The organism is Neorhizobium sp. T25_27, assembly GCF_002968565.1.
GTDB lineage: Bacteria > Pseudomonadota > Alphaproteobacteria > Rhizobiales > Rhizobiaceae > Neorhizobium > Neorhizobium tomejilense.
Genome location: NZ_PVBJ01000001.1, coordinates 1,060,042 through 1,081,992, shown reverse-complemented (window position 1 = coordinate 1,081,992; position 21,951 = coordinate 1,060,042). Strand labels below are relative to the sequence as shown.

The 21,951-nt window shown below is 62.7% G+C and carries 20 protein-coding genes; 9 read left to right on the top strand and 11 right to left on the bottom strand.

Annotated features, from left to right (window positions below):
• Positions 1-95 precede the first annotated feature (95 nt).
• From C5J24_RS05410 to C5J24_RS05390, 5 genes are all read right to left on the bottom strand, one after another.
• Positions 96-650: an alpha/beta hydrolase gene (locus tag C5J24_RS05410; RefSeq protein ID WP_105416141.1), complete on the bottom strand. Its 555-nt coding sequence runs from the start codon at positions 648-650 to the stop codon at positions 96-98.
• A gap of 31 nt (positions 651-681) precedes the next feature.
• On the bottom strand, positions 682-1,989 hold the full coding sequence (purB, locus tag C5J24_RS05405; RefSeq protein ID WP_105416139.1) for an adenylosuccinate lyase: 1,308 nt from the start codon (positions 1,987-1,989) through the stop codon (positions 682-684).
• Between the two features lie 85 nt (positions 1,990-2,074).
• Positions 2,075-2,812: a DUF2259 domain-containing protein gene (locus C5J24_RS05400; protein WP_105416137.1), complete on the bottom strand. Its 738-nt coding sequence runs from the start codon at positions 2,810-2,812 to the stop codon at positions 2,075-2,077.
• Positions 2,809-3,498, bottom strand: a complete 690-nt coding sequence (rpe, locus tag C5J24_RS05395; RefSeq protein WP_105416135.1) for a ribulose-phosphate 3-epimerase — start codon at positions 3,496-3,498, stop codon at positions 2,809-2,811. Before rpe ends, C5J24_RS05400 begins: the two co-directional genes overlap by 4 nt.
• Before the next feature lie 60 nt (positions 3,499-3,558).
• Positions 3,559-4,632, bottom strand: coding sequence for an ABC transporter substrate-binding protein (locus C5J24_RS05390; protein ID WP_105416133.1), 1,074 nt, complete (start codon positions 4,630-4,632; stop codon positions 3,559-3,561).
• Positions 4,633-4,806: 174 nt separating this feature from the next.
• On the opposite strand from C5J24_RS05390, the gene C5J24_RS05385 reads away from it, so the two are divergent.
• The 7 genes from C5J24_RS05385 to C5J24_RS05355 are packed head-to-tail and all read left to right on the top strand — an operon-like array spanning position 4,807 to position 10,544.
• The gene (locus C5J24_RS05385) at positions 4,807-5,307 is read left to right on the top strand and encodes a flavin reductase (RefSeq protein ID WP_105416131.1); all 501 of its coding nucleotides are present in this window, start codon (positions 4,807-4,809) and stop codon (positions 5,305-5,307) included.
• Between the two features lie 24 nt (positions 5,308-5,331).
• Positions 5,332-6,261: a MoxR family ATPase gene (locus C5J24_RS05380; RefSeq protein WP_105416129.1), complete on the top strand. Its 930-nt coding sequence runs from the start codon at positions 5,332-5,334 to the stop codon at positions 6,259-6,261.
• Positions 6,262-6,290: 29 nt separating this feature from the next.
• Positions 6,291-7,556 carry a VWA domain-containing protein gene (locus C5J24_RS05375; protein WP_245446550.1) on the top strand — a complete coding sequence of 422 codons (1,266 nt, stop codon included), beginning with the start codon at positions 6,291-6,293 and terminating at the stop codon, positions 7,554-7,556.
• Positions 7,553-7,879 (top strand): XdhC family protein, encoded by a 327-nt coding sequence (locus C5J24_RS05370; protein WP_105416125.1) that lies wholly within the window; start codon positions 7,553-7,555, stop codon positions 7,877-7,879. The genes C5J24_RS05375 and C5J24_RS05370 overlap by 4 nt, the downstream gene beginning before the upstream one ends.
• A complete protein-coding gene (locus tag C5J24_RS05365) occupies positions 7,879-8,574 on the top strand; it encodes an XdhC family protein (RefSeq protein WP_105416123.1) in 696 nt (231 codons plus the stop codon). Before C5J24_RS05370 ends, C5J24_RS05365 begins: the two co-directional genes overlap by 1 nt.
• 4 nt (positions 8,575-8,578) lie before the next feature.
• On the top strand, positions 8,579-10,213 hold the full coding sequence (locus tag C5J24_RS05360; protein WP_105416121.1) for an NTP transferase domain-containing protein: 1,635 nt from the start codon (positions 8,579-8,581) through the stop codon (positions 10,211-10,213).
• A gap of 4 nt (positions 10,214-10,217) precedes the next feature.
• A complete protein-coding gene (locus C5J24_RS05355; RefSeq protein ID WP_105416119.1) occupies positions 10,218-10,544 on the top strand; it encodes a TfoX/Sxy family protein in 327 nt (108 codons plus the stop codon).
• Between the two features lie 180 nt (positions 10,545-10,724).
• Here C5J24_RS05355 and C5J24_RS05350 read toward each other — a convergent pair whose 3' ends face one another.
• The 5 genes from C5J24_RS05350 to bcp form a co-directional block, all read right to left on the bottom strand.
• The gene (locus C5J24_RS05350) at positions 10,725-11,138 is read right to left on the bottom strand and encodes an NUDIX domain-containing protein (protein ID WP_105416117.1); all 414 of its coding nucleotides are present in this window, start codon (positions 11,136-11,138) and stop codon (positions 10,725-10,727) included.
• Positions 11,139-11,145: 7 nt separating this feature from the next.
• Entirely contained in the window at positions 11,146-12,699 is a 1,554-nt protein-coding gene (locus C5J24_RS05345; RefSeq protein WP_105416115.1) for a DEAD/DEAH box helicase, read from the bottom strand.
• A 210-nt stretch (positions 12,700-12,909) separates the two neighbouring features.
• Positions 12,910-14,223: a M23 family metallopeptidase gene (locus tag C5J24_RS05340; RefSeq protein ID WP_105416113.1), complete on the bottom strand. Its 1,314-nt coding sequence runs from the start codon at positions 14,221-14,223 to the stop codon at positions 12,910-12,912.
• A gap of 92 nt (positions 14,224-14,315) precedes the next feature.
• On the bottom strand, positions 14,316-15,143 hold the full coding sequence (locus C5J24_RS05335; protein WP_105416111.1) for a ferritin-like domain-containing protein: 828 nt from the start codon (positions 15,141-15,143) through the stop codon (positions 14,316-14,318).
• Positions 15,144-15,157: 14 nt separating this feature from the next.
• Positions 15,158-15,625: a thioredoxin-dependent thiol peroxidase gene (bcp, locus tag C5J24_RS05330; protein ID WP_105416109.1), complete on the bottom strand. Its 468-nt coding sequence runs from the start codon at positions 15,623-15,625 to the stop codon at positions 15,158-15,160.
• Positions 15,626-15,752: 127 nt separating this feature from the next.
• Between bcp and C5J24_RS05325 the strand changes: the two genes are divergently transcribed.
• Complete coding sequence (locus C5J24_RS05325) at positions 15,753-19,154, top strand: AsmA-like C-terminal domain-containing protein (RefSeq protein WP_105416107.1); 3,402 nt, start codon at positions 15,753-15,755, stop codon at positions 19,152-19,154.
• A gap of 49 nt (positions 19,155-19,203) precedes the next feature.
• Here C5J24_RS05325 and tyrS read toward each other — a convergent pair whose 3' ends face one another.
• A complete protein-coding gene (gene tyrS, locus C5J24_RS05320) occupies positions 19,204-20,457 on the bottom strand; it encodes a tyrosine--tRNA ligase (protein ID WP_105416105.1) in 1,254 nt (417 codons plus the stop codon).
• 267 nt (positions 20,458-20,724) lie between these two features.
• Between tyrS and C5J24_RS05315 the strand changes: the two genes are divergently transcribed.
• Positions 20,725-21,912, top strand: a complete 1,188-nt coding sequence (locus C5J24_RS05315) for a diguanylate cyclase (protein WP_105416103.1) — start codon at positions 20,725-20,727, stop codon at positions 21,910-21,912.
• Positions 21,913-21,951: the final 39 nt, after the last annotated feature.

Genomic DNA, 21,951 nt, shown 5'->3' with positions numbered 1-21,951 from the left:
CGCACCTTAGCAAGTGTCAATTAAGTCCAGCTTAAAAATGCCGTTCGAATTGACGCACCCGAAAATTAGGGGTCAACGCCTATTCTGTCGTATTTTCAAGGCTTGAGGCGACTGAGGAACTGGGCAAAAACCATTGTTCCTTCCGGCCACGGCCCATGGCCGGAATCCTGGTTGATGTGGCCGGCTTCCCCGGCATCGACCAGCATCGAGCCCCAGGCGGAAGCGATGTCGTCCGCATGTTCATAGGAGCCGAAGGGATCGTTGCGGCTTGCGACCGTCAGAGACGGGAAGGGAAGCGGATCACGCGGGTAGGGGCCGAAGGTCTGCAGGTGCCTGGGCCGGATGGAGGGATTGTCCACTTCCGGCGGAGCCACGAAAAAGGCGCCGGCCACCGGTTTCGTGAACAGCGGAACGGCGTGAATGACGGTCGGGATCCCGAGCGAATGGGCGACGATGACGACGGGCCGTGTCGCACGGTTCACCTCTTCGGCGACACGTGTGACCCAGTCCTCGCGCACCGGCTTCGACCATTCCTCCTGCTCGACCCGGCGGGCCGTCGTCAGCTTCTGCTCCCAACGGGTCTGCCAGTGATGCGGCCCGGAATTGGTGTAGCCGGGGACGATCAATATATCTGCTTCGGATGCCTTCATGGCGCTTATCTGTGTTCGCAGAGGGTCAAGATCAAGCCTCGCCGAAGACCCGGCGGAAGATCGTGTCCACGTGTTTGGTGTGATAGCCGAGGTCGAACTTTTCGCGCAGGTCCTCTTCGGAAAGTGCGGCACGGACTTCCTGGTCCGCCAGCAGTTCCTCGAGAAAATCCTTGCCTTCTTCCCAGACCCGCATCGCGTTGCGCTGCACGAGACGGTAGGCGTCCTCGCGGGAGACCCCGGCTTGCGTAAGGGCAAGCAGCACCCGCTGCGAGTGAACAAGACCACGGAACTTGTTCATGTTCTTCATCATGTTCTCAGGGTAGACGAGCAGCTTGTCGATCACGCTGGTCATGCGCGCGAGCGCGAAATCGAGCGTTACCGTCGCGTCCGGGCCGATCATGCGCTCGACCGAGGAATGGGAAATGTCCCGCTCGTGCCAGAGTGCCACATTCTCCATCGCCGGCAACGCGTAGGAGCGCACCATGCGGGCAAGGCCCGTCAGGTTCTCGGTCAGCACCGGGTTGCGCTTGTGCGGCATAGCCGACGAGCCTTTCTGGCCCGGCGAGAAAAACTCTTCCGCTTCGAGCACTTCGGTGCGCTGCAGGTGGCGGACCTCGATCGACAGCCGTTCGATCGACGAGGCGATCACACCCAATATGGCGAAATACATGGCGTGACGATCACGCGGAATGACCTGGGTGGAGACCGGTTCCGGCTTCAGGCCCAGGGCTGCGGCGACGTGTTCCTCGACGCGGGGGTCGATATTGGCAAACGTGCCGACGGCGCCGGAAATCGCGCAGGTGGCGATCTCGTCGCGGGCTTCGAGCAGGCGCGTCTTGTTGCGGTCGAATTCCGCATAGGCCTGGGCGAGCTTGACGCCGAACGTTGTCGGTTCCGCGTGGATGCCGTGGCTGCGGCCGATCGTGACCGTGTCCTTGTGCTCGAAGGCGCGGCGTTTCAGCGCTTCGAGCAGCTTGTCGATATCGGCGATCAACAGGTCGGTGGCGCGCACCAGCTGTACGCTGAAGCAGGTGTCGAGCACGTCCGAAGACGTCATGCCCTGGTGGATGAAGCGGCTGTCGGGACCGACGAATTCGGCGAGATGGGTGAGGAAGGCGATGACGTCATGTTTGGTGACGGCTTCGATCTCGTCGATGCGGGCAACGTCGAACGTGGCCGAGCCACCCTTTGCCCAGATCGTCTCCGCTGCCGACTTCGGGATCACGCCGATTGCCGCAAGCGCATCGCAGGCATGAGCCTCGATCTCGAACCAGATGCGGAACTTTGTTTCGGGCGACCAGATGGCGACCATTTCGGGCCGCGAGTAACGGGGGATCATGGGCTTGTCGTTTCCTTCACGAGTGTCGGCTGCGCTGTAGCAAGAAGCGCGGCGAAGCTCAAGTTTTTGAGGCAATCAAACAGGATTACGGCGCTGTCTTGACCGGAACGGCGATCCAGCGGCCGTTCTGGCCCTCGAAACCGGCGCTGAGGACCATGATCAACGCGACTTCCACCGGAGCGCCTTCGAGCGACGAGCCGCTGACGACACCGGCGAGCCGGTAACCGGTGACGCAGCCGCGGGAGGCTGGAATGCGCTGGTCTTCGTGAACCACGTCGTTGACAGGCTTCCCGTTCCGCTCGGTAAAGCGAAGGCGCAAGGAGACCGTCTTTTCGACTATGCCTTCACATTGGGGCCCGAGCGGTTGCGGGACTTCGTCGAGGACAAGCGTATTGGCTTCTCCGACCGGCGGTACGGCCGCAACGCTGCGATAGCGCAGCTGATGGGGCTCGTTGCCGATCTCGGTGATCGGGTTGAATGCGACGAGTTCGCCTGGATGATTGGCGAGCTCGTGGGTTTCGATCATCCCATCCGCATCATTGTGCACCTGCCAGCGGGCCTTGGCGATCGTCGCTCCATCCTGTTCCAGCCGGACGCGGTACGGCGTTCCCGGCAGGTAGGTATCCTTGTTGAGGTCGAGTGCGTAAATATTGGCATAGGGGAAGCCGGATCCGTCCTGGATGCCGTATTCCTCGAAAGCGAAAACCGCGCCGTCGGAGGAAAAGCCGATCGGGCGGACGCTTGCGATATCGGCCGCGGATGTGGAACCGGCGAACAACATCGCCGCAAGTGCCGGAACCGAAGATCGCAAGGCTGATATCATCTGCGTCCGTCCTCCGCCGCAGCTTTCAGCCGCGCGATGTTCTCACGATAGGCCGCGATTCCTTCGCCTTTGTAAACCGCAGATCCGGCAACGAAGACATTGGCGCCCGCAGCGGTTGCCGCGCCGATCGTGTCGGCGGTAATGCCGCCGTCGACTTCCAGCTCGATCGGCCGGCAGCCGATCATCGCCTTGGCAGCGCGGATCTTGTCGGTCATCGCCGGAATGAACTTCTGCCCGCCGAATCCCGGATTGACGCTCATGATCAGGATCAGGTCGATATCGTCCAGCACGTTTTCGATCGCCGAGAGCGGCGTTGCCGGGTTGAGCGTGACGCCGACCTTCTTGCCGAGCGAGCGGATCGTCTGAAGCGAGCGGTGCAGGTGCGGCCCGGCCTCCACATGCACGGTAATGCCGTCGCATCCGGCCTTGGCGAAGGCTTCGAGGTAGGGATCGGCCGGTGAGATCATCAGGTGGCAGTCGAAAAAGGCGGTGGTATAAGGCCGCAGCGACTTGATGACATCAGGACCGAACGAGATGTTCGGCACGAAATGCCCGTCCATCACGTCGAGATGGACCCATTCGGCTCCCGCTTCGACGGCGTCGCGCACTTCCTGGCCGAGCTTTGAAAAATCGGCCGCGAGAATGGACGGGGCGATGCGGATCGGCAGGGCGGTGGCGAGCGTCATGGGTCGAAGTCTCCGGTTGTCGACGGTCCCTCTAACATTGCGGCGTGGGCGGAACAATCGTCAGTCTGTCGCCGGACGCGACAGGATGAACGTGGATCCACGCCATTCGAGCAGGCGGAACGGATTGTCCTTCAGTTCGTGACCGCGATCGAAGGCGATCGGGCCGATCACGGTATTGAAGGAACGGCTGCCGATTGTCTGCGCCAGGGGCTGGCCTGTCGCCGCGGTCACCGCCTGGTGAACAAGTTCGGTCGCGGCATAGGCAGGCAGCAGATAACCGTCCGCATCGATATTTTTCGCGCGCAGGGCTGCGACGGCCGTCGCCGCGGAGGGCAGGGTGGCATAGTCGGGGAGGGCGACGGCCAGGACGCCCTCGCGCAGAGGAACCGGACGGTTGGCCGCACGCAAGTTATCGCCGCCGAGCAAGGTGAGGGGAAAGTTTTCCGAAGCGCCGTCGCGGGCGATGATCGCCATGTCATTGCGGTCGCCGCCGACGAACACATGGCTTGCCCCCGCCTTGGCGAGACGGCGCACCAGCGCCACCTGCTGCTCCTGACCAGGTCGGAACGTGTCGGTGAAGATCGGCGTGATGCCCATCGGTTCGAGGCGCTGACGGATGGCGCTGGCGAGCTCGCGGCCGTAGATCGTACCGTCCTCGACCAGCGCGATCGGCTCCGCCTTCCATATGCTGAGTATGGTTTCGGACAGTTTCTCCGCCTCGTCGCCTTCGGCCGGCGCCATGCGGAAGAACGGCCAGCCGTTGCGCAGCGTGTCTTCCATCAGGATCTTCGAGCGCACCGAGACGGTAATGGCCGGGATCTGCGCGGCCTTCAGCAGCGGCAATGCGGTGGAGAGCGTCTCGACGCAGAGGAAACCGACAGCGGCGGACACTTTCGCGTTGGCGAGGTTCTTGGCGGCGGCAGCGCCGCCGTTTTCATCGCAGCTCTCGTCGATCTCGACGACGGTGTCGCCGCCCGCTTCCGCTGCCGCGCGTGCGCCCTGAAAGACCTGGGTGCCAAGCGGTGCGTATGGGCCGGAGCGCGGCGCGACCACCCCGATCACTGCCGCCGGTGCCGATCCGCATCCGAGAAACGAAGCCAGCAGTCCGGCGATGATGAAACGTCGTGCTGTCATGTTTTTCCTGGGATTCTTTCTTGAAGCGACATTTAGCTTTCTGATTGCAGCCGTCAAAGAGAATCGGCTTGTCGAAGTAAAAAGCCGCAACTCCGGTGGACATCAAGGGTTTTTGCCACCATATCTCAAAGAGTAATGCGGGACTGACAGCAGTCCTCCGATGCCTTTCAAGAGATGCCTTTGACGGACCAGCCTTTCCTCGATCCCGTCCACTACCGGAACGGCATGGCACGATACGCTGGCCACGTCCAGGTTGTGACGACGGAATTCGAAGGCGTGCGGCGCGGCGTGACGGTGACGGCAGCCTGTTCTGTCTCGGACAACCCGCCGACCGTGCTCGTCTGCCTGAACGGCAGCAACGCGAGCAATGCCATCTTCGAGAGGAGTGGCGTCTTTGCTTTGAATTCGCTGGCGGCGCATCATCAGGCGCTGGCGACGGGGTTTGCGGGCCTGAGCGGGGTTCCCGCCGAGGAGCGGTTTGCGCTCGGAGATTGGAAGACGCTGGTGACCGGCGCTCCCGTGCTGGCCGATGCCGTCGTCAGCTTCGATTGCCGGCTGACCGACATAAAACGGGTTTCGACCCATTTCGTCATGTTCGGCGAGGTGAAGGCCATGCATTTCGGCGAGGCGAACCCCTCGCTCATCTATCTGGATCGCGGCTTTCGCAGCTTATAGGATGCCGTCTGAAAGGGTGTGATTATGCCTGAAGGAAAAACGAGCGCTCTACCGACCTCGATCGATGAGACGATCGCGCTTTTGGGCGCCGAGGATTATCTTGCCGGACGCTCGCTCGGCACGGTGATCTTCCTGGCGCTGAAGATGAAACGCCCGCTCTTCCTCGAAGGCGAAGCGGGCGTCGGCAAGACCGAGATTGCCAAGACGCTGGCCAAGGCCTTGAACCGGCCGCTGATCCGGCTGCAGTGTTACGAGGGCCTCGATATCTCCTCGGCGGTCTACGAGTGGAACTATCCGGCCCAGATGCTGGACATCCGGCTTTCGGAAGCATCCGGCGTCAAGGATCGCACCCGGATCGAGGCAGACCTGTTTTCCGAACGCCACCTGATCCGCCGGCCGGTGCTGCAGGCGCTTGGCCAGCCGGGTGGTCCGGCGCCGGTCTTCCTGATCGACGAGCTCGACCGCACGGACGAGGCCTTCGAAGCGTTCCTGCTGGAAGTCCTGTCCGACTTCCAGGTGACGATCCCGGAACTTGGGACGATCAAGGCCGAGGAGCCGCCGATCGTCATCATCACCACCAACCGCACCCGCGAAATCCACGACGCGCTGAAGCGGCGCTGCCTCTATCACTGGGTCGATTATCCGGATGCGGCACAGGAACTGGAGATCATCCGCCGCAAGGTGCCGCAATGCTCCGAAACCCTGTCGCGGCAGGTGGTCGCCTATGTGCAGAGGCTGCGGACAGTCGATCTCTTCAAGAACCCCGGCGTTGCCGAAACCATCGACTGGGCGACGGCGCTGACAGAGCTCGACCGGATCGCCCTCGATCCGGAAACGATCGCCGATACGCTCGGTACGCTCTTGAAATATCAGGACGATATCGCCCGCATCAAAGGCGGAGAGGGCGAACGGGTGCTTTCCGAAGTGAAGGCCGAACTTCTGGCAGCAGGATAGGGGCCATGGCAGGCTTGAGCGATGACGGAATGATCGTGCCCCCGGTCCCGGCCGGCGCTGGTGGGTTCGGTCTGGGGAGGTCTGGCGATGATGGCCGGCTCGCCGACAATCTCGTCTATTTTTCCCGCGTATTGCGTCGTGCCGGGCTGAAGACCGGGCCTGTCGCTGCCGGCGACGCAATTGCTGCGGTCGATGCGATCGGCATCGGTTCGCGCGAGGAATTCCACGCGGCGCTGTCGGCCGTCTTCGTCAAGCGCCACGAGGACCAGCCTGTCTTCGACGAGGCCTTTCGCCTGTTCTGGCGTTCCCGCGATCTGGTCCGCAAGATGATCGCGATGATGTCGCCGAAGGCTGTCGACAATCGCGAGAGGGAAAAGCAGAAGGCTGGCGCCACCCGCGTCAGCGAGGCGCTGACCGCCGACCAGCCGGAGACCCCGAACCGCAAGAAACCGCCGGAGATCGAAGTGGACTCCCGCTTCACGACCTCTGCCGGCGAAATCCTCAAGCGCATGGATTTCGCCCAGATGAGCGCGGCGGAACTGGCCGAAGCCCGGCGCCAATTGGTCAAGCTCGCTCTGCCCCTGGACAAGGTGGCGACTCGGCGGTTCCGGCCGTCCAGCCGCCCGCCGAGGATCGACCCGCGCGCCACCATGCGCCAGGTGATGAAGAGCGGCGGCGATCTCATTTTGCCGCGGTTCCGCCAGCGAAAGACGGCCCCGCCGCCGCTGGTCGTGCTCGCCGATATTTCCGGCTCGATGAGCCAGTACACCCGGATCTTCCTGCATTTCCTGCATGCGCTGACCGAAAAGCGCACCCGGGTGCATACTTTCCTGTTTGGCACTCGGCTGACCAACGTCACCCGCCAGATGCGCCGCCGCGATCCGGATGAGGCGCTTTCGGGCTGCACCGATGCGGTGCGCGACTGGTCCGGCGGAACGCGGATCGGCGCGACGCTTGCCGAATTCAATCGGCTCTGGTCCCGCCGCGTGCTGGGGCAGGGCGCCGTCGTGCTGTTGATCACCGACGGCCTTGAGCGAGAGGGCGTCGAGGAACTGGCACGGGAAATGGACCGGCTGCACCGTTCCTGCCGCCGCCTGATCTGGTTGAACCCGCTGTTGCGCTTCGATGGTTTCGAGGCCCGGGCGCGGGGCGTACGCGCCATGCTGCCGCATGTGGACGAGTTTCGCGCCGTCCATAACCTGCGCTCACTTGCCGATTTGGCGATTGCATTGTCGGATGATCATACAAAGGCCGCGGACCCGCGGCGCTATTTGGACATGAGGAGGGTCGCATGACTGTTTCCGAAATTCTGGACCCGTTGCTGACCGCCGAGAGCTGGAAGCAGGCCGGCCGCAACGTGGCGATTGCAACCGTGATCGAGACCTGGGGCTCGGCTCCGCGGCCGACCGGCAGCCATCTCGTTATCGATGGCGAAGGCAATTTCGAAGGCTCCGTCTCCGGCGGCTGCGTCGAAGGCGCTGTCATCACGGAGGCGATCGACGTCATCGAGAGCGGCGCTCCGAAAATGCTGGAATTCGGCGTTGCCGACGAGACCGCATGGCGGGTCGGCCTGTCCTGCGGCGGCCGGATCCGCGTCTATGTGGAAAGGCTCGGTTGATGCAGCTCGAGGTACTGACGAAACTCAACGCCGCCAGGCGTTCCCGCCGGGCTGCCGTGGTCGTCACCGATCTTGCCAGCGATGACACGCGGGTCATCCTCGAAGGCGAGGCCGCGTCCGGTCCGCTCGACGAGGAGATCGCCAGGACGTTTCGCAGCGGCAAGGCGGGGACTGTCGAGGTCGAAGGCCGGTCGCTGTTCCTTAACGTGCATCTGCCGCCGCCGCGCATCGTGGTGATCGGCGCCGTGCATATCAGCCAGGCACTGGCGAGACTGGCCCCGGTCGCCGGATATGACCTGACGATCATCGATCCGCGCACGGCTTTTGCGACCGAGGAGCGTTTCAAGGGTGTCGAGCTGATCGCCGACTGGCCGGAAGACGTGTTGAAGGATCGCCCGCTCGACGCCTATACGGCACTGGCGGCCGTTACCCATGATCCGAAGATCGACGATTTCCCGCTCTCCGAAGCGCTGCGGGTCGGGTGCTTTTATGTCGGCGCGCTCGGCAGCCGGAAAACCCATGCGAAGCGTGTGGAGCGGCTGAAGGAAATGGGCCGCGACGACAACGAGATCGGCCGTATAGCCGCTCCGATCGGCCTCGACATCGGGGCCGCGAGCCCTGCCGAGATCGCGCTCGCCACGCTGGCCCAGATCGTCCAGGCGTTCCGCCGGCGCGATCTCGTCACCGCGGGGTGACGTCATGAGATACGGGACGTTCGAACTCGGCGAAGCTGAAGGTGTGGTGCTGGCGCACAGTATCAGACTGGCCGCCGGCCGCATGTCGAAGGGACAACTTCTCTCGCGAGAGGATATCGCCCGACTTTCGGAAGAAGGCGTCGCATCCGTCGTAGCGGTCCGGCTCGATCCCGGTGACATGCTGGAGGACGACGCGGCCCAGGCGATCGCCGATGCGATCGCGCCCGACAATCTGCGTTTCTCGGAGGCGACGACCGGCCGCGTCAACATCTATGCCAGGGTGGATGGGCTTTTTGTCGCCGACAAGAAGGTGGTCGATGGGCTGAACCGCATCGATCCGGCGATCACGCTCGCCTGTCTTGACGACCATGTGGCGGTGCGCGCCGGCGACATGGTGGCGACGGTGAAGATCATTCCGCTTGCCGTTGGCGGGGCAAAGGTCGCGGAAGCCGTGGCGCTGCTGGCAGAATCGGTGGCGTTCGAGGTAAAGGCCTTCAGTCCCCGTGCGGTGACGCTGGTCGCGACGGAGCTTCCTTCGCTGAAAGTGTCGGTCATGGATCGGACCGCGAAGCTGCTGGAGCAGAGGCTCGCACCATCCGGTAGTCGGCTAATAAAAGAGATCCGCATTCCCCATTCCGCCGAACGCCTTACCGAGGTTCTTCGGCGGCTTCGGCTGGAGGAAATTAATGAGCCGGCTATGATTATCGTCTTCGGCGCCTCGGCTGTGGCCGATCCCGACGACGTCATTCCGGCCGCCATCCGCCGCGCGGGCGGTGAGGTGGATCAGGTCGGCATGCCCGTCGACCCCGGCAATCTGCTGGTTCTCGGGCGGATCGGCAAGGTCCCCGTGCTGGGTGCGCCGGGCTGTGCGCGTTCCCCGAAGGAAAACGGTTTCGACTGGGTGCTGAACCGGCTGATGGCCGGCGAGACGCCGACCTCCTTCGATATCACCGGCATGGGCGTCGGCGGCCTGCTGATGGAAATCCCGACCCGCCCGCGCCCGCGCGATGCCACGGCGGAAAAGGCGGCGACATTGTCTGTCGGTGCCCTGATGCTTGCCGCCGGCCAGGCGCGGCGCATGGGCAAGGACGGGCCGCACAAGCTGCTCGCCGAGTTCGACGGCATTCCGCTTGTCCGCCGCACCGCCGGTATCCTGCTGGCGTCGCAGGCCTCGCCGGTGGTCGCAGTGACCGGTCATCGGCGCGACGAGATCGAGATCGCGCTGGCCGGCCTCGATATCAGTTCTCACTTCAATCCGGACTACTCTTCCGGCATGGCAAGTTCGCTGGTTGCCGGTTTCTCCAATCCGGAACTGGCCCAGAAGGACGGCATCCTGGTCATGCTAGCCGACATGCCGGGCGTCACCACGGAGCATCTGAACACGCTGATCGCCGCGTTCCGGCAGGCGGGCGGCGGGGTCGTGGTCCGTTCGGTCTCGGATGGAAAACGCGGCAACCCGATCATTCTCCCGCGAATCGCTTTCGATGCCGTATTGCGGCTGGAAGGCGATGTCGGAGCGCGTGCGATCATCGAAAACTCCGGACTTTCGGTGATCGACGTTGATATCGGTCCTGCCGCCCATCTGGACGTGGATACGCCGGAGGCGGTAACGGCCGCCGGCGGGATTTTGAAAAGGTAGGCGAATGGACAATTCCGACATCGAGGAAATGTTCGAGGGGCTCGGCCCGGTCTCGATCCGCCGCATGTTCGGCGGCAAGGGCATCTATCACGACGGTTTGATCGTTGCGATCGACCTGCGCGGCGAGATCATGCTGAAGGTGGATGCCGTCAGCGCGCCGGAATTCGAAGCGGCCGGCGCCAAGCAATGGTTCTATGAGGGAAAGAAGGGGAAACCGGTGCTGATGCCCTATTGGTCGGTGCCGGAAGACGCCTTCGACGATCCTGACGAGATGCGCAAATGGGTGCGGCTCGCATTCGACGCGGCCGTGCGCGCCAACTCGAAATCCTGAACTTGGATCCCCGAGTGCTAGATTTCGCAACTTGCTGGACGGAATGTGAAGAGCGTAGGTTCGCCTGGTATTGAGGGGCGTGGGCTGCCGAATCTCGACCAGGGTCGCGTCCGGAAATTCTGTCAAAATGATTTCATCAAGTCGGCCGCTTCGGTTTTCCGGAGCGGCTTTCGCTTGAGTTCATTTCGGAAGATGCGCGAAGGCCTTGGCGGAAAAGGCCGAAAGCGGCAGAGGCGGGTTGTGAGGGTCGAACCAGCCGATGTCCGACAGTTTGTCGGGCTCCGTGAGTGAAGGTTCGCCGGTGAAATCCCTGGTGACGTAGATCAGCGACACCCAGTGCTGCCGGTCGGCCTCGATGATCTCCTCGGCCATGCAGAGAAAATCGACCTTGCCGATGGTGAGGCCGGTTTCTTCCTCCGCCTCGCGGCGGGCGGCTTCCGAGGAAGGTTCCATCGGATCGACCTTGCCGCCGACAATGTTCCAGAAGCCCGCTTCCGGCGCCTTGAGGCGACGGCAAAGCAGAACCTTGCCGTCGTCGCGCAGAATCACCAGCCCGGCACCGACGCCAGGGAAATCAACGCCGGGCGTGAACACGGAAGTGCTAAGCCTTGCCGCCGTTTGCGACGATCAGCATGAAAGCCGGAATATCGTCGCCGAAGCCGATCGGGGTAGGGCCGTCGTCGTGATCGCGGTGGTAACGCTGGCGACGCTCGCGATTGTCGTCGTTTGCGGGTGCCGGGGCAGGTGTCGGCCGCGCGTTGCGGTTGCCGCCACTGTTCTGCGGCTTCCTGTCTGCCTTGCGTTCCGGTTTCACGGTTTCCACCCTAGCTTCCACAAATGCCTCTTCGACTGCTTCAATCGGATTATCTTGAATTTTCGTGTCAGCCTTGTGACTCGAATCCCCGCGCCCAGAATCAGCACGTCCCGAATCGCTTCGTCTGCCGCGACCGCGCTCCTTATCACGATCCCGGCCCTTGCGACCACCACGTTCGCTCTCATGGCTTTCCATCGGCGCCGGAAGGGCGGAAATGTCGCCGTTCAGCCATTCGATCTTCTCGTTGATGAGATTCTCGATGGCAGCGAGATATTTGGTGTCGGAGCGGGTGACGAGGGTAAACGCGCGGCCCGAACGGCCGGCGCGTCCGGTGCGGCCGATGCGGTGGACATAGTCCTCCGCATGGATCGGTACGTCGAAGTTGAAGACGTGACCGACGTCCGGCAGGTCGAGGCCGCGCGCGGCGACGTCGGAGGCGACCAGCAGCTGGATATTGCCGTCGCGGAAATTCTGCAGCATCGTCGTGCGCGAACGCTGGTCCATGTCGCCATGCAGCGCGCCGACCGAGAAGCCATGCCGCTCGAGCGAACGGAAAAGATCGGCGACGTCGACCTTGCGGTTGCAGAAGATGATCGCGTTCTTCAGATCGTCCTGGGCCTTGATGAGATCGCGCAGCACGGCGCGCTTCTCATAGTCCTTGTTGTGCGAAGCGACGAGGCGCTGCGTCACGGTCTTGGCGGTCGACGAAGGCTTGGCGACTTCGATCCGTTCCGGGTTCTGCAGGAAGCGGTCGGCGAGCTTCTGGATCTCCGGCGGCATGGTGGCCGAGAAGAACAGCGTCTGCCGGGTGAAGGGGATCATCTTGGCGATCCGCTCGATATCCGGGATGAAGCCCATGTCGAGCATGCGGTCGGCCTCGTCGATGACGAGGATCTCGACCCCGGTCATCAGCAGCTTGCCGCGCTCGCAATGGTCGAGCAGGCGGCCGGGCGTGCAGATCAGCACATCGGCGCCACGTTCCAGCTTGCGGTCCTGGTCGTCGAAGGAAACGCCGCCGATCAAAAGCGCGACGTTGAGCTTGTGGTTCTTGCCGTATTTTTCAAAATTTTCGGCGACCTGGGCGGCGAGTTCGCGGGTCGGCTCGAGGATCAGCGTACGCGGCATGCGGGCGCGGGCGCGGCCCTTTTCCAGAAGCGTCAGCATCGGGAGAACGAAGGAGGCCGTCTTGCCCGTGCCGGTCTGGGCGATGCCGCAGATATCGCGGCGCTGCAGAGCATGCGGGATCGCCCCTGCCTGGATGGGCGTGGGGATCGTATAACCCGCGTCTGTGACAGCGGAGAGGACTTTCTGGCTCAGGCCAAGATCAGCAAATGTGGTCAAAGGGAATTCTGTTTCCGTTCCGGTTCTGTACGAACACTATGGGAGTCGATGCATGGCTGCTCGACAACTGGCCCGCGACATAGGACCAAAATGTCCAAAAGTCAAGGAAAGCAAGGCGATTGGCCGCCGGATTGGTGAATGAAGATGCTCGCGGGGCAAGCCGGCTATCGTTCCGCCGGCAAAGGATTGCCTTTTGGCCGACAGCTTACCTCAATTGAGGTAGGTGGTGAGCTTCATGCCGGCATTGAGGAAGTGCACGGGATCGATGGGATTGCCGTCGCGGCGGACCTCGTAGTGGACGTGCGGGCCGGTGGACCGGCCGGTCGAGCCTGCCTTGCCGATCACGTCCGCGGCAGCCACTTCGTCACCTTCCTTCACCAGGATTTTCGACATGTGGCCGTAGCGTGTGGCGATGCCCTGGCCATGGTCGATCTCGACCATGTTGCCGTAACCGCTGGTGAAGCCGGCCGAAACCACCTTGCCGGCGCCGGTGCTTTTCACGTCGTCGCCGGTCGAGGCCTGAAAATCGATGCCCGCATGCAGCGCAAGCCGGCCGAGGAAGGGATCGATGCGGTTGCCGTAGCGGCTGGTGACCGGACGGCCGGGCGCGGGATTGCCGAAGGGTAGGTCTCGCGCCGTCTCGCGCACGGCTTCCAGCCGGCTGAGTGCTGCATCGAGTTCGTCGAGCGAGGCATCGAAGGCACCGATCTGGGTTTGCGGTGCGACATAGGGGCCACCAACGCCGCTCGTGGCGTCTTCCGTCACCTTGTCTGCGGATGCCACCTCGACGCCTGTTCGCTTCAGGATTGCGGCGATCGCATCTGCGGTTTCCGAGGCGCCGGTCGTCAGGTTGGCGATCTTGGCAAGCTGTTCCTTCTCGATGTTCTTCAGCGACAGCGTCACTCTGGAGAAGACCCGATCGGCCCTGTCGGCGATGTTTTCGCGGAGCGGCGCATAACCAAGCGCGGTCGACGTCTGGAGCGGTGTGGCCGAGGTTTCGCCGGAGAGGAGTTTCTCGATCGCCTTGACGCCGCCGCTGCCACCGGAAAGCGAAGCCTGGCGTTCCTTGGCCGGCGGCTGAAGCACGGTCGGTGCCGGTGTTCCCGGCGTCGTGAGGCCGGACTCCTCGGCGCGGTTCAGAAGAGAACCAAGTTTGCCGTGGCGCGAAAAGAGGGCGTTCTGCTGTTCCAGCAGCTTCTCGACTTTCTGCTCGACCACCTGCTGGTCGAGAAGCTGGCGCGAGGTGATGCGGTCGAGCTGGGCGCGCAGCGCGGCGATCCGATCCTCGTAATCGTGCTGCATGCGAGCCTGCCGCGCCATGGTCGCGCCGATCAGGTCGTCGCGGATGACCAGATAGGAGGTGGCACCGAGATAGCCGATCGCGAAAACGCCGAGAAAACAGAAGGTCAACGCGGCCATCCAGGGCCGGATCGTCATGTGGCGGATCTTTTCACCGCTGGCGAAAATGAGAACGTGCTGAGGCGCCCGCTTCCCAAACACCCGGTTTTCGGTTCCCTTCGCCACGCGGATCTCCCGGAGATGCGACTCGTCCGGCCGCTGTTCCCATTGTCGGGATTACACATGGATATGGTTAACGAACGCTTTAATCGAGGCGTTCAGGCGTAGCTGGTGGAGGTCAGCGACCTGTAGAATGATGGCGTCAGGCCCGCCTCGGCCCGGGCGATATCGTTGAATGGCGCCTTGAGCGATCCGCGGAAATTGGCCCGCACCAGCTGCTGGAACGTCGCTGCCGGGTCCTTCCGCTCACGGGCGCATAGAAAGCGGAACCATTTCGCGCCGATTGCTACATGGCCCTTTTCGTCATTGTAGATCACGTCGAGAACGGCTGCACTTTCGAGATCGCCGGTCTCGCGCATCTTCGCCTGCAGCGATGGCGTTACGTCGAGCCCGCGGGCTTCGAGAATGAGCGGCACGACGGCAAGGCGGGCGGTGAGGTCGTTGCGGGTGGAATGGGCCGCCTGCCAGAGACCGTCATGGGCGGGCATGTCGCCATAGTCGGCACCCATGTCGTTCAGCCGAGCCCGCACCATCCGGAAATGTTTGGCCTCCTCGAAAGCCACCTGCATCCATCCGTCGAAGAAGGAGTTCGGCACCGGTTCGGTCGCAAAGCGGGCGACGATGTCGAGCGCCAGGTCGACGGCGTTGAGCTCGATATGGGCGATCGCATGCAGCGTCGCGATACGGCCGTTGACGGTGTGCAGCGAACGTTTGCCAACTGCCTTCGGCGGCACCAGCTCGGGCTTTGCCGGCCGGCCGGGCCGCTCGGGCAGGGGCGGATCGAGCGGCGAGCGGAGCGACAGCCGCCGCTCGAACCAGCGGGTGGCGGTCTCCTGTGCCAGCCGCGTCTTGATATCGAGATCGGCCGACAGGATTGCCGCCGTTGCGCCGCCCCGAAGCGACGTGATCGAAAACTCGCCCGACATCGATGCCTCCTGCCTTACAACGCCTTGAGGCTTTCTAGCACCTCCTCGGCATGCCCTTTTACCTTCACCTTCGACCAGATCCGGGCGATGCGCCCGTCGGCGCCGATCAGGAAGGTCGTGCGTTCCACACCCATATAGGTGCGGCCATACATGCTCTTCTCCTTCCAGACGCCGTAGAGATTGGCAAGGGAAGTGTCCTCGTCGGCGGCGAGAATGACCGAAAGCGCGTGTTTCTGGGCGAACTTGTCATGCTTCTTGACGCTGTCGGGCGATACGCCGATGACCGGCGCACCGGCCTTTTCGAATTCGGCCAGGAGGCCCGTAAACGAGATCGCCTCCTTGGTGCAGGCCTCGGTGTCGTCCTTGGGATAGAAGTAGAGGACGACGGGTTTTCCCGAAAAAGCCTTGAGGGAAACGGTGCCGCCGCCGTCGCGTGGAAGTTCGAAGTCCGGTGCGATGTCGCCAATGGTCAGGTCGGCCATGGATTTCCTTTCTTTCGCCGGTATCGTGAGTGATATTTGCCGCAATCGGTATATATTCGCCCGAGCGACGTCCAGAGCAGTCGCGCCCGGTCCGAATACCATTGCAGAAAGACGAGTCCTCAACCTGATGTCGGAAATTCGCGGAGAAAGGGTCAGTTTCAGCCGGAAAGAACTCGTTCCGCTGCATGAATTGCCTTCCGCGCAGGTGGAGGATCCGATCATCGTGCATTGCCCGCTGCCAAGCCGGCGGGGCAGGCGATTCGGCAAGACCGTGCTGCTTTTCCTCCTGCTGGTGTTTCTTGCGATCGGCAGCGCCGTTTTCGCGATCGAGGGCGGCATGGTCGACAGCACGCTTTCGTCGCGCGCCCAGAGCGCCATCAACAACGCCATCGGTCCGCGTTACGTAGCCACCGTCGGCTCGACGGCCATCCGGTTCGATTCGAGGTTGCGCCTTGCGCTTGAGGCACGCGACGTCGATATCGTCGAACAGGCGACCGGCCAACATCTGAGCCGCGCCGGCGCCATGCGCATGGCGGTCGATCCGCTGGCGCTTCTCGGTGGCCGGGTGTCGATCAAGCATATGGAGGCGGAACATATCCGTCTCGACACCGCGCAATTGCCCTCCGGCGATCCGTTGCCGATCTCGGAAGTCCGCATCGATGCCATGCCGGCGCTGCTGGAAGAGATTTTCCAGCGCCTCGACGAAGCTCGCGCGCTCATCGAACGAACCGGGACGGGCTCCGTCAGCATCGCCGGCATCGAAATCCTGCTGCCGGCAGCACCTGGACGCAAGCCGATCGCGCTGGTCGTCGACGATCTCGAGCTGACGCGCAGCGCCGAAGGAGAGGTCGAGATCAACGGTGCGATCAGCCTCAACGGTCGCAAGGCGGTTCTCGTGGCAGCGTCGAAGACCGTCGAGGGGGTCACCTCGTCACTCTCGGCCAAACTGACGGGCCTCGAGGTGACATCTTTCATGTTGCAGCGAACCGAGGATGGCCGGCCGCGCGAGGGGATCGAGGGCTCCCTCGATCTCGATCTTTCGGCGGTTCGCTCACGCGAGGCCGTAAAGCCGGCTATCACCGCGACCCTTCGCCAGTCGCCCGGCCACTTCTATTTCGACGGCATCCAACAGACCTTGAGCGGCGCCAATATCAACGTGGCCTACGACTTTTCGAAGAATTCGATCGAGCTGCTGAAATCCGAGGCCCGTTTCGGCCCGACCATCCTGCCGTTCACGGGCGCGATGATCGATCTCGACAGGCTCAATCCGGACGACAAGCGCCCCGGTTTCGGCCTCGACGTTCTGATCAGCGGGGCGACGGCCGTCGGCGCCACGACAAGCGAGCAGCCGGCGCGCTTCGATCTCAAGGCGAACGGGCGCTACCTGTCGGCGGATCGCGAGCTTCAGTTCGATGAAATGGCGGTTTCCAGCCCCCTCGGCCGCATGGCCGGATCCCTGAAGGTACGGTTCGGCAACCAGTCTCCAGAGATCAGTTTCGGGGCGCAACTGCCGCATATGGAAGTGACCGGGGTCAAACAGCTCTGGCCGTTCTGGATGGCGCGGAAACCGCGCGACTGGGTGATGGACAATATGTTCGGCGGCACCATTACCAACGGTTCGATCGCCGTCTTCATTCCGGCCGGCCGGATGAAGGGGCCTGGCATTCCGATGGAGCTCGACAAGAACGAGCTGCAGATCGGCTTTGATCTCGCCAATGCCCGGATCAACCTGCCAGGCGACGTGCCCCCGCTGCGCGATATCGACGGCCGCTTTGATTTGAAGGGCGAGGTGATGCAGGTCGATGTCGCGCGCGCCTCCTCCTTCTTCCCGTCCGGTCGTTTCGTCGCCGTCGAAGGCGGCCGGTTCTCGATCCCGTCCACCTATGCCAAGCCTTTGATGGCCGACCTTTCGCTCAAGATTGCCGGACCTGCCGACGCGATGACCGAGCTTGCGAATTTCCGGCCGATCAACGCGTTGAAGGGGACCGAATTCAAGCCGGAGGATTTTACCGGCCATGCGCGCGTCGATCTCAAGGCCCACATGGGGTTGATCCTGGCGCACAACCCGCCGAAGCCCACCTGGAACGCCCATGTCGCTCTCGAAGGCGTCGATCTCGGCCCGCAATTTTCAGGTCGCAAGATCGGCGATCTGGATGGCATGCTCGACATCGACAACCTGACGGCACGGCTCAGCGCCAAAGGAAAGATCGATGATGTGCCGGCCGATATCACGCTGGTCGAACCCGTCGGTCCGGGCTCTCCGACGAAGCGCGAGCGGATCATCAAGACCGTTCTCAACAACGATCAGCGAGAAAAACTCGCTCCCGGCCTCTCCGACGTCATTGATGGGACGGTGACGGCTCAGCTGACGCGGATCGACGAAAACCGTCAGACAGTCTCGCTCGATCTCAGCCGGGCGACGCTTTCCATCCCGTGGCTCGGCTGGACCAAGGGCGGCGGCATTCCAGCAAAGGCGCAGTTCGAGCTGTCTGACACCGGAGGGCGTTCCGATATCCGCAACTTCGAACTCTCCGGCGACGGTTTTGGCGCACGCGGCAGCTTCGTGCTCAATGGCGGGAGCCTGACGTCGGCGGACTTCTCGCATATGCAGCTCTCGCCGTCCGACAATTATGCGGTGAGCGTCAAACGCGCCAAGGGTAATTTCGACGTCTCGATCAGCGGCTCCGTCGTCGATATGCGACCTGTCGTCACCAAGATCCGCGGAGGCGGAAAGAGCGGCAGCGGCGCCAAGCGCGGTGACGACGATACGAGCAACGCCACCGTGCGCGGCAAGCTCGACCGCATGATCGGCTTCAACGACCAGACCCTCTCGAACGTGTCGTTCCTGTTTTCAAGCCGCGGCGGCAATATCTCGACGGCCGATTTTTCCGGCTCGACGGAAAGCGGTCAGGCGGTCGTCAGCGAGATGAATGCAGGCGACACGATCTCGATCACCAGCGGCGATGCGGGCGCTATCATCCGCTTCATGAACCTCTACGACAACATGCGCGGCGGGCTCCTGAACCTGCGCCTGAAGGCGCAGGGCGATGCCTGGACCGGTGCGATCGACCTGCGCAATTTCGCGCTGGTCAACGAAACCAAGCTCCAGTCTCTCGTGGCGACGCCGGATCAGGAAGGCCGCAGCCTGAATACGGCCACGAAAAAGAACATCGATGTCAATTCGGCAAAATTCCAACGCGGTTTTGCAAGCCTGCTTTATCGGAATGGCTCGTTCGCCATAGAAAACGGCGTGGTGCGCGGCGAGCAGATCGGTGCGACCTTCCAGGGCCTGGTGCGCGATTCCAAGGGCAATATGGAGATGACCGGGACGTTCATGCCGGCTTACGGCCTGAACCGACTTTTCGGCGAGCTGCCGCTGATCGGCGCCATTCTCGGCAACGGCCGCGATCGCGGCCTGCTCGGCATCACCTTCAAGCTCGAAGGCCCGTTCGAGAAGCCGAGGCTGACCGTCAACCCGCTGTCGCTGATCGCCCCCGGCATTTTCCGCCAGATCTTTGAATTCCAATGAAAAGGGCCGCGAAAGCGGCCCGTTTCAATTCATTGCCGAGGAGAGCGGTTCAGGCTGGGCGCACCAGGATGTGCTTCTTCTTGCCGAGCGAGAGCTTGATGACGCCGTCGCCGGTGATTTCGCCGGTGCCGATGGTCATGCGTTCGTCGCTGACGGCCTGGTCGTTGATGCGCACCGCGCCGCCCTGGACGTGACGGCGTGCTTCACCGTTCGAACCGGCAAGACCGGCGCGCACGATCAGCGACAGGAGGCCGATCCCGGCTTCGAGATCGGCAGTGGGAACCTCGACCGACGGCAGATTTTCGGAAAGCCCGCCTTCCTCGAACGTCTTGCGGGCGGTCTCCGCTGCTTCTTCCGCCGCCGGGCGACCGTGCAGGATGGCCGTGATCTCAGTTGCGAGGATCTTCTTGACCTCGTTGATCTCCGAGCCGCCGAGCGCTGAAAGCCGCGCGATCTCGTCCATCGGCAGCGTCGTGTAAAGCTTCAGGAAGCGCGGGACGTCGGCATCCTCGGTGTTGCGCCAGTACTGCCAGAAATCATAGGCCGACAGCATGTCCGGGTTGAGCCAGATGGCGCCAGTCGCCGACTTGCCCATCTTGGCGCCGGAAGACGTGGTCAGGAGCGGCGAAGTCAGCGCGAAAAGCTGCTGCGTCCCCATGCGGTGACCGAGGTCGATACCGTTGACGATATTGCCCCACTGGTCCGAGCCGCCCATCTGCAGCCGGCAGCCGGTCCGCTTGGCCAGTTCCACGAAGTCATAGGCTTGGAGGATCATGTAGTTGAATTCCAGGAAGGACAGCGACTGTTCGCGATCGAGGCGCGTCTTGACGCTCTCGAAAGACAGCATCCGGTTGACGGAGAAGTGCCGGCCGACGTCGCGCAGGAACTCGAGGTAGTTGAGGCTGCGCAGCCAGTCGGCATTGTTGATCATCAGCCCGTCCTTCGGACCTCCGCCATAGGCGAGATAGTTCGAGAAGACGCGCTTGATCGAAGCGATATTGCCTTCGATCGTGTCGATGGTCATCAGCTGGCGGGCTTCGTCCTTGAACGAGGGGTCGCCGACCATGCCGGTGCCGCCTCCCATCAGCGAGATCGGCCGGTGGCCGGTCTTCTGCATCCAGTGCAGCATCATGATCTGGATCAGGCTGCCGGCGTGCAGGCTCGGCGCCGTGGGGTCGAAGCCGATATAGCCGGTGACGATTTCCTTGGAAAACAGTTCGTCGAGCCCGGTCTCGTCGGAGACCTGGTGGATGAAACCGCGCTCGTCGAGCGTGCGGAGGAAATCGGACTTGAACCTGGACATGATCTAACTCTGGCAGGGTGGGGTTTTGGGATATGTGGCCGCGCCTCTAGCACTGTTTTTGCCGGTAATCACTTCAAAAGTGATGTTAGGTGTGATCAGCGCGACGAATGGGCGGCGGCCAGCAAGGGACCATGCAGTTCCCGAGACGCAATAGTGAGTGCAAGAAGGACAGGTTATGCATTAACGGTTTCTTGTTTCATAGGCTTTTAACATCTGGCCCGGACACGGTAACCGGGTGGTGTGCAGGTCTCCTGCACTGATGGGCTGATGAACGGGGCTGCCTTTTTCCTCGCGGTGAATTTTATCATCGCCATATGCTTCGGCGCGGTTTTCGTTGTGGTTTCCACGCGCAGCCGCTCGCGGACGGCCGCGCTCTGGTTTGCCGCCGCTTTTACCGTCGCCTCGCTCTCGTCCGTCTGCGAATTACTGGTCGCCTATGCGTATCTCACGAAATTCTGGGCAATCTGCGCCTTCGCATCGGTGCTCGCCGGCATGACCTTGCTCAGGATCGGTATCGGCACTCTCTACGGCGGGAAGATCGCGCCCGTCTGGGCGGGCTGTTTCCTGGCGGCGGGTATCTGCCTCGACCTGCTGATCTACGACCTGCCGCGCGGAACGGCCGCACATGCCTTTTCCTACCAGACACCGTTTGCATTGGCGCTCCTTTCGAGTGCGGCGGCCATTTTTTCATCGACCCGCCGGCTGGCAATCGATCGGGCGCTTGGTTATCTGCTGCTGGCGACCGGCCTGCATTTCTTCGCCAAGGCGAGCCTTGCGGTGATTGCGGGGGCGGGCACGACCGCCAAGGATTATATCGGCACCAACTACGCGCTGATCTCGCAAAGCTCGACGGCGGTGCTGATGGTCGCGGTCGGATTGACGCTGCTGTCGGTTCTGGTCCTGGAGATCATGGCGGACGAGCGCAGCAATTCGGAAAAGGATGCGCTTTCAGGTCTCGCCAATCGCCGCGGCTTCGAGAATGGCGTCAAGGCCGCGATGGCGCTGGCGCCGAAGGCCGCGCACGCGGTCATTATCTGCGATCTCGATCATTTCAAGCGCATCAACGACACCTATGGCCACCACGTCGGCGACCTGGTGATCCAGGCCTTCGGCGATCTGTTGCAGACAAGTGCTGCCAAGAATGCGGTGGTCGGCCGTATCGGGGGCGAAGAATTCGCGATCTTCCTGCCGAGCACGACGCTCGACATGGCGACACTGTCTGCGCAGGCGCTCAGGGGCGGGACGATGGAGATGGCTGTAAGCGGGCTTCCGCCTTCTTTCGCGGTAACCGCGAGTTTCGGCGTGGCGGAGCTTGCGCCGGGCGGCGATCTTGCAGGGGCGATGCGGGACGCCGATGCCGCTCTCTACGAAGCCAAGCGCTCCGGCCGCAACCGCGTCAGGCAGGCGCCGCATATCGGCTCTCCGCAGCCGAAATCGATCAAAGCCGTCAAATGAAAATGGCCGCCGAGGCGGCCATTCCGATAGGTTTTCCCA

Bases quoted from the DNA above. Each gene is read 5' to 3' on its own strand.
- tyrS (WP_105416105.1), bottom strand. From the start codon at position 20,457: ATGTCCAGGTTCAAGTCCGATTTCCTCCGCACGCTCGACGAGCGCGGT.
- C5J24_RS05325 (WP_105416107.1), top strand. From the start codon at position 15,753: ATGTCGGAAATTCGCGGAGAAAGGGTCAGTTTCAGCCGGAAAGAACTC.
- C5J24_RS05335 (WP_105416111.1), bottom strand. From the start codon at position 15,143: ATGTCGGGCGAGTTTTCGATCACGTCGCTTCGGGGCGGCGCAACGGCG.
- C5J24_RS05365 (WP_105416123.1), top strand. From the start codon at position 7,879: ATGCAGCTCGAGGTACTGACGAAACTCAACGCCGCCAGGCGTTCCCGC.
- C5J24_RS05410 (WP_105416141.1), bottom strand. From the start codon at position 650: ATGAAGGCATCCGAAGCAGATATATTGATCGTCCCCGGCTACACCAAT.
- C5J24_RS05315 (WP_105416103.1), top strand. From the start codon at position 20,725: ATGAACGGGGCTGCCTTTTTCCTCGCGGTGAATTTTATCATCGCCATA.
- C5J24_RS05390 (WP_105416133.1), bottom strand. From the start codon at position 4,632: ATGACAGCACGACGTTTCATCATCGCCGGACTGCTGGCTTCGTTTCTC.
- C5J24_RS05375 (WP_245446550.1), top strand. From the start codon at position 6,291: ATGATCGTGCCCCCGGTCCCGGCCGGCGCTGGTGGGTTCGGTCTGGGG.
- purB (WP_105416139.1), bottom strand. From the start codon at position 1,989: ATGATCCCCCGTTACTCGCGGCCCGAAATGGTCGCCATCTGGTCGCCC.
- C5J24_RS05355 (WP_105416119.1), top strand. From the start codon at position 10,218: ATGGACAATTCCGACATCGAGGAAATGTTCGAGGGGCTCGGCCCGGTC.
- C5J24_RS05360 (WP_105416121.1), top strand. From the start codon at position 8,579: ATGAGATACGGGACGTTCGAACTCGGCGAAGCTGAAGGTGTGGTGCTG.
- C5J24_RS05385 (WP_105416131.1), top strand. From the start codon at position 4,807: ATGCCTTTGACGGACCAGCCTTTCCTCGATCCCGTCCACTACCGGAAC.
- C5J24_RS05400 (WP_105416137.1), bottom strand. From the start codon at position 2,812: ATGATATCAGCCTTGCGATCTTCGGTTCCGGCACTTGCGGCGATGTTG.
- rpe (WP_105416135.1), bottom strand. From the start codon at position 3,498: ATGACGCTCGCCACCGCCCTGCCGATCCGCATCGCCCCGTCCATTCTC.
- C5J24_RS05370 (WP_105416125.1), top strand. From the start codon at position 7,553: ATGACTGTTTCCGAAATTCTGGACCCGTTGCTGACCGCCGAGAGCTGG.
- bcp (WP_105416109.1), bottom strand. From the start codon at position 15,625: ATGGCCGACCTGACCATTGGCGACATCGCACCGGACTTCGAACTTCCA.
- C5J24_RS05380 (WP_105416129.1), top strand. From the start codon at position 5,332: ATGCCTGAAGGAAAAACGAGCGCTCTACCGACCTCGATCGATGAGACG.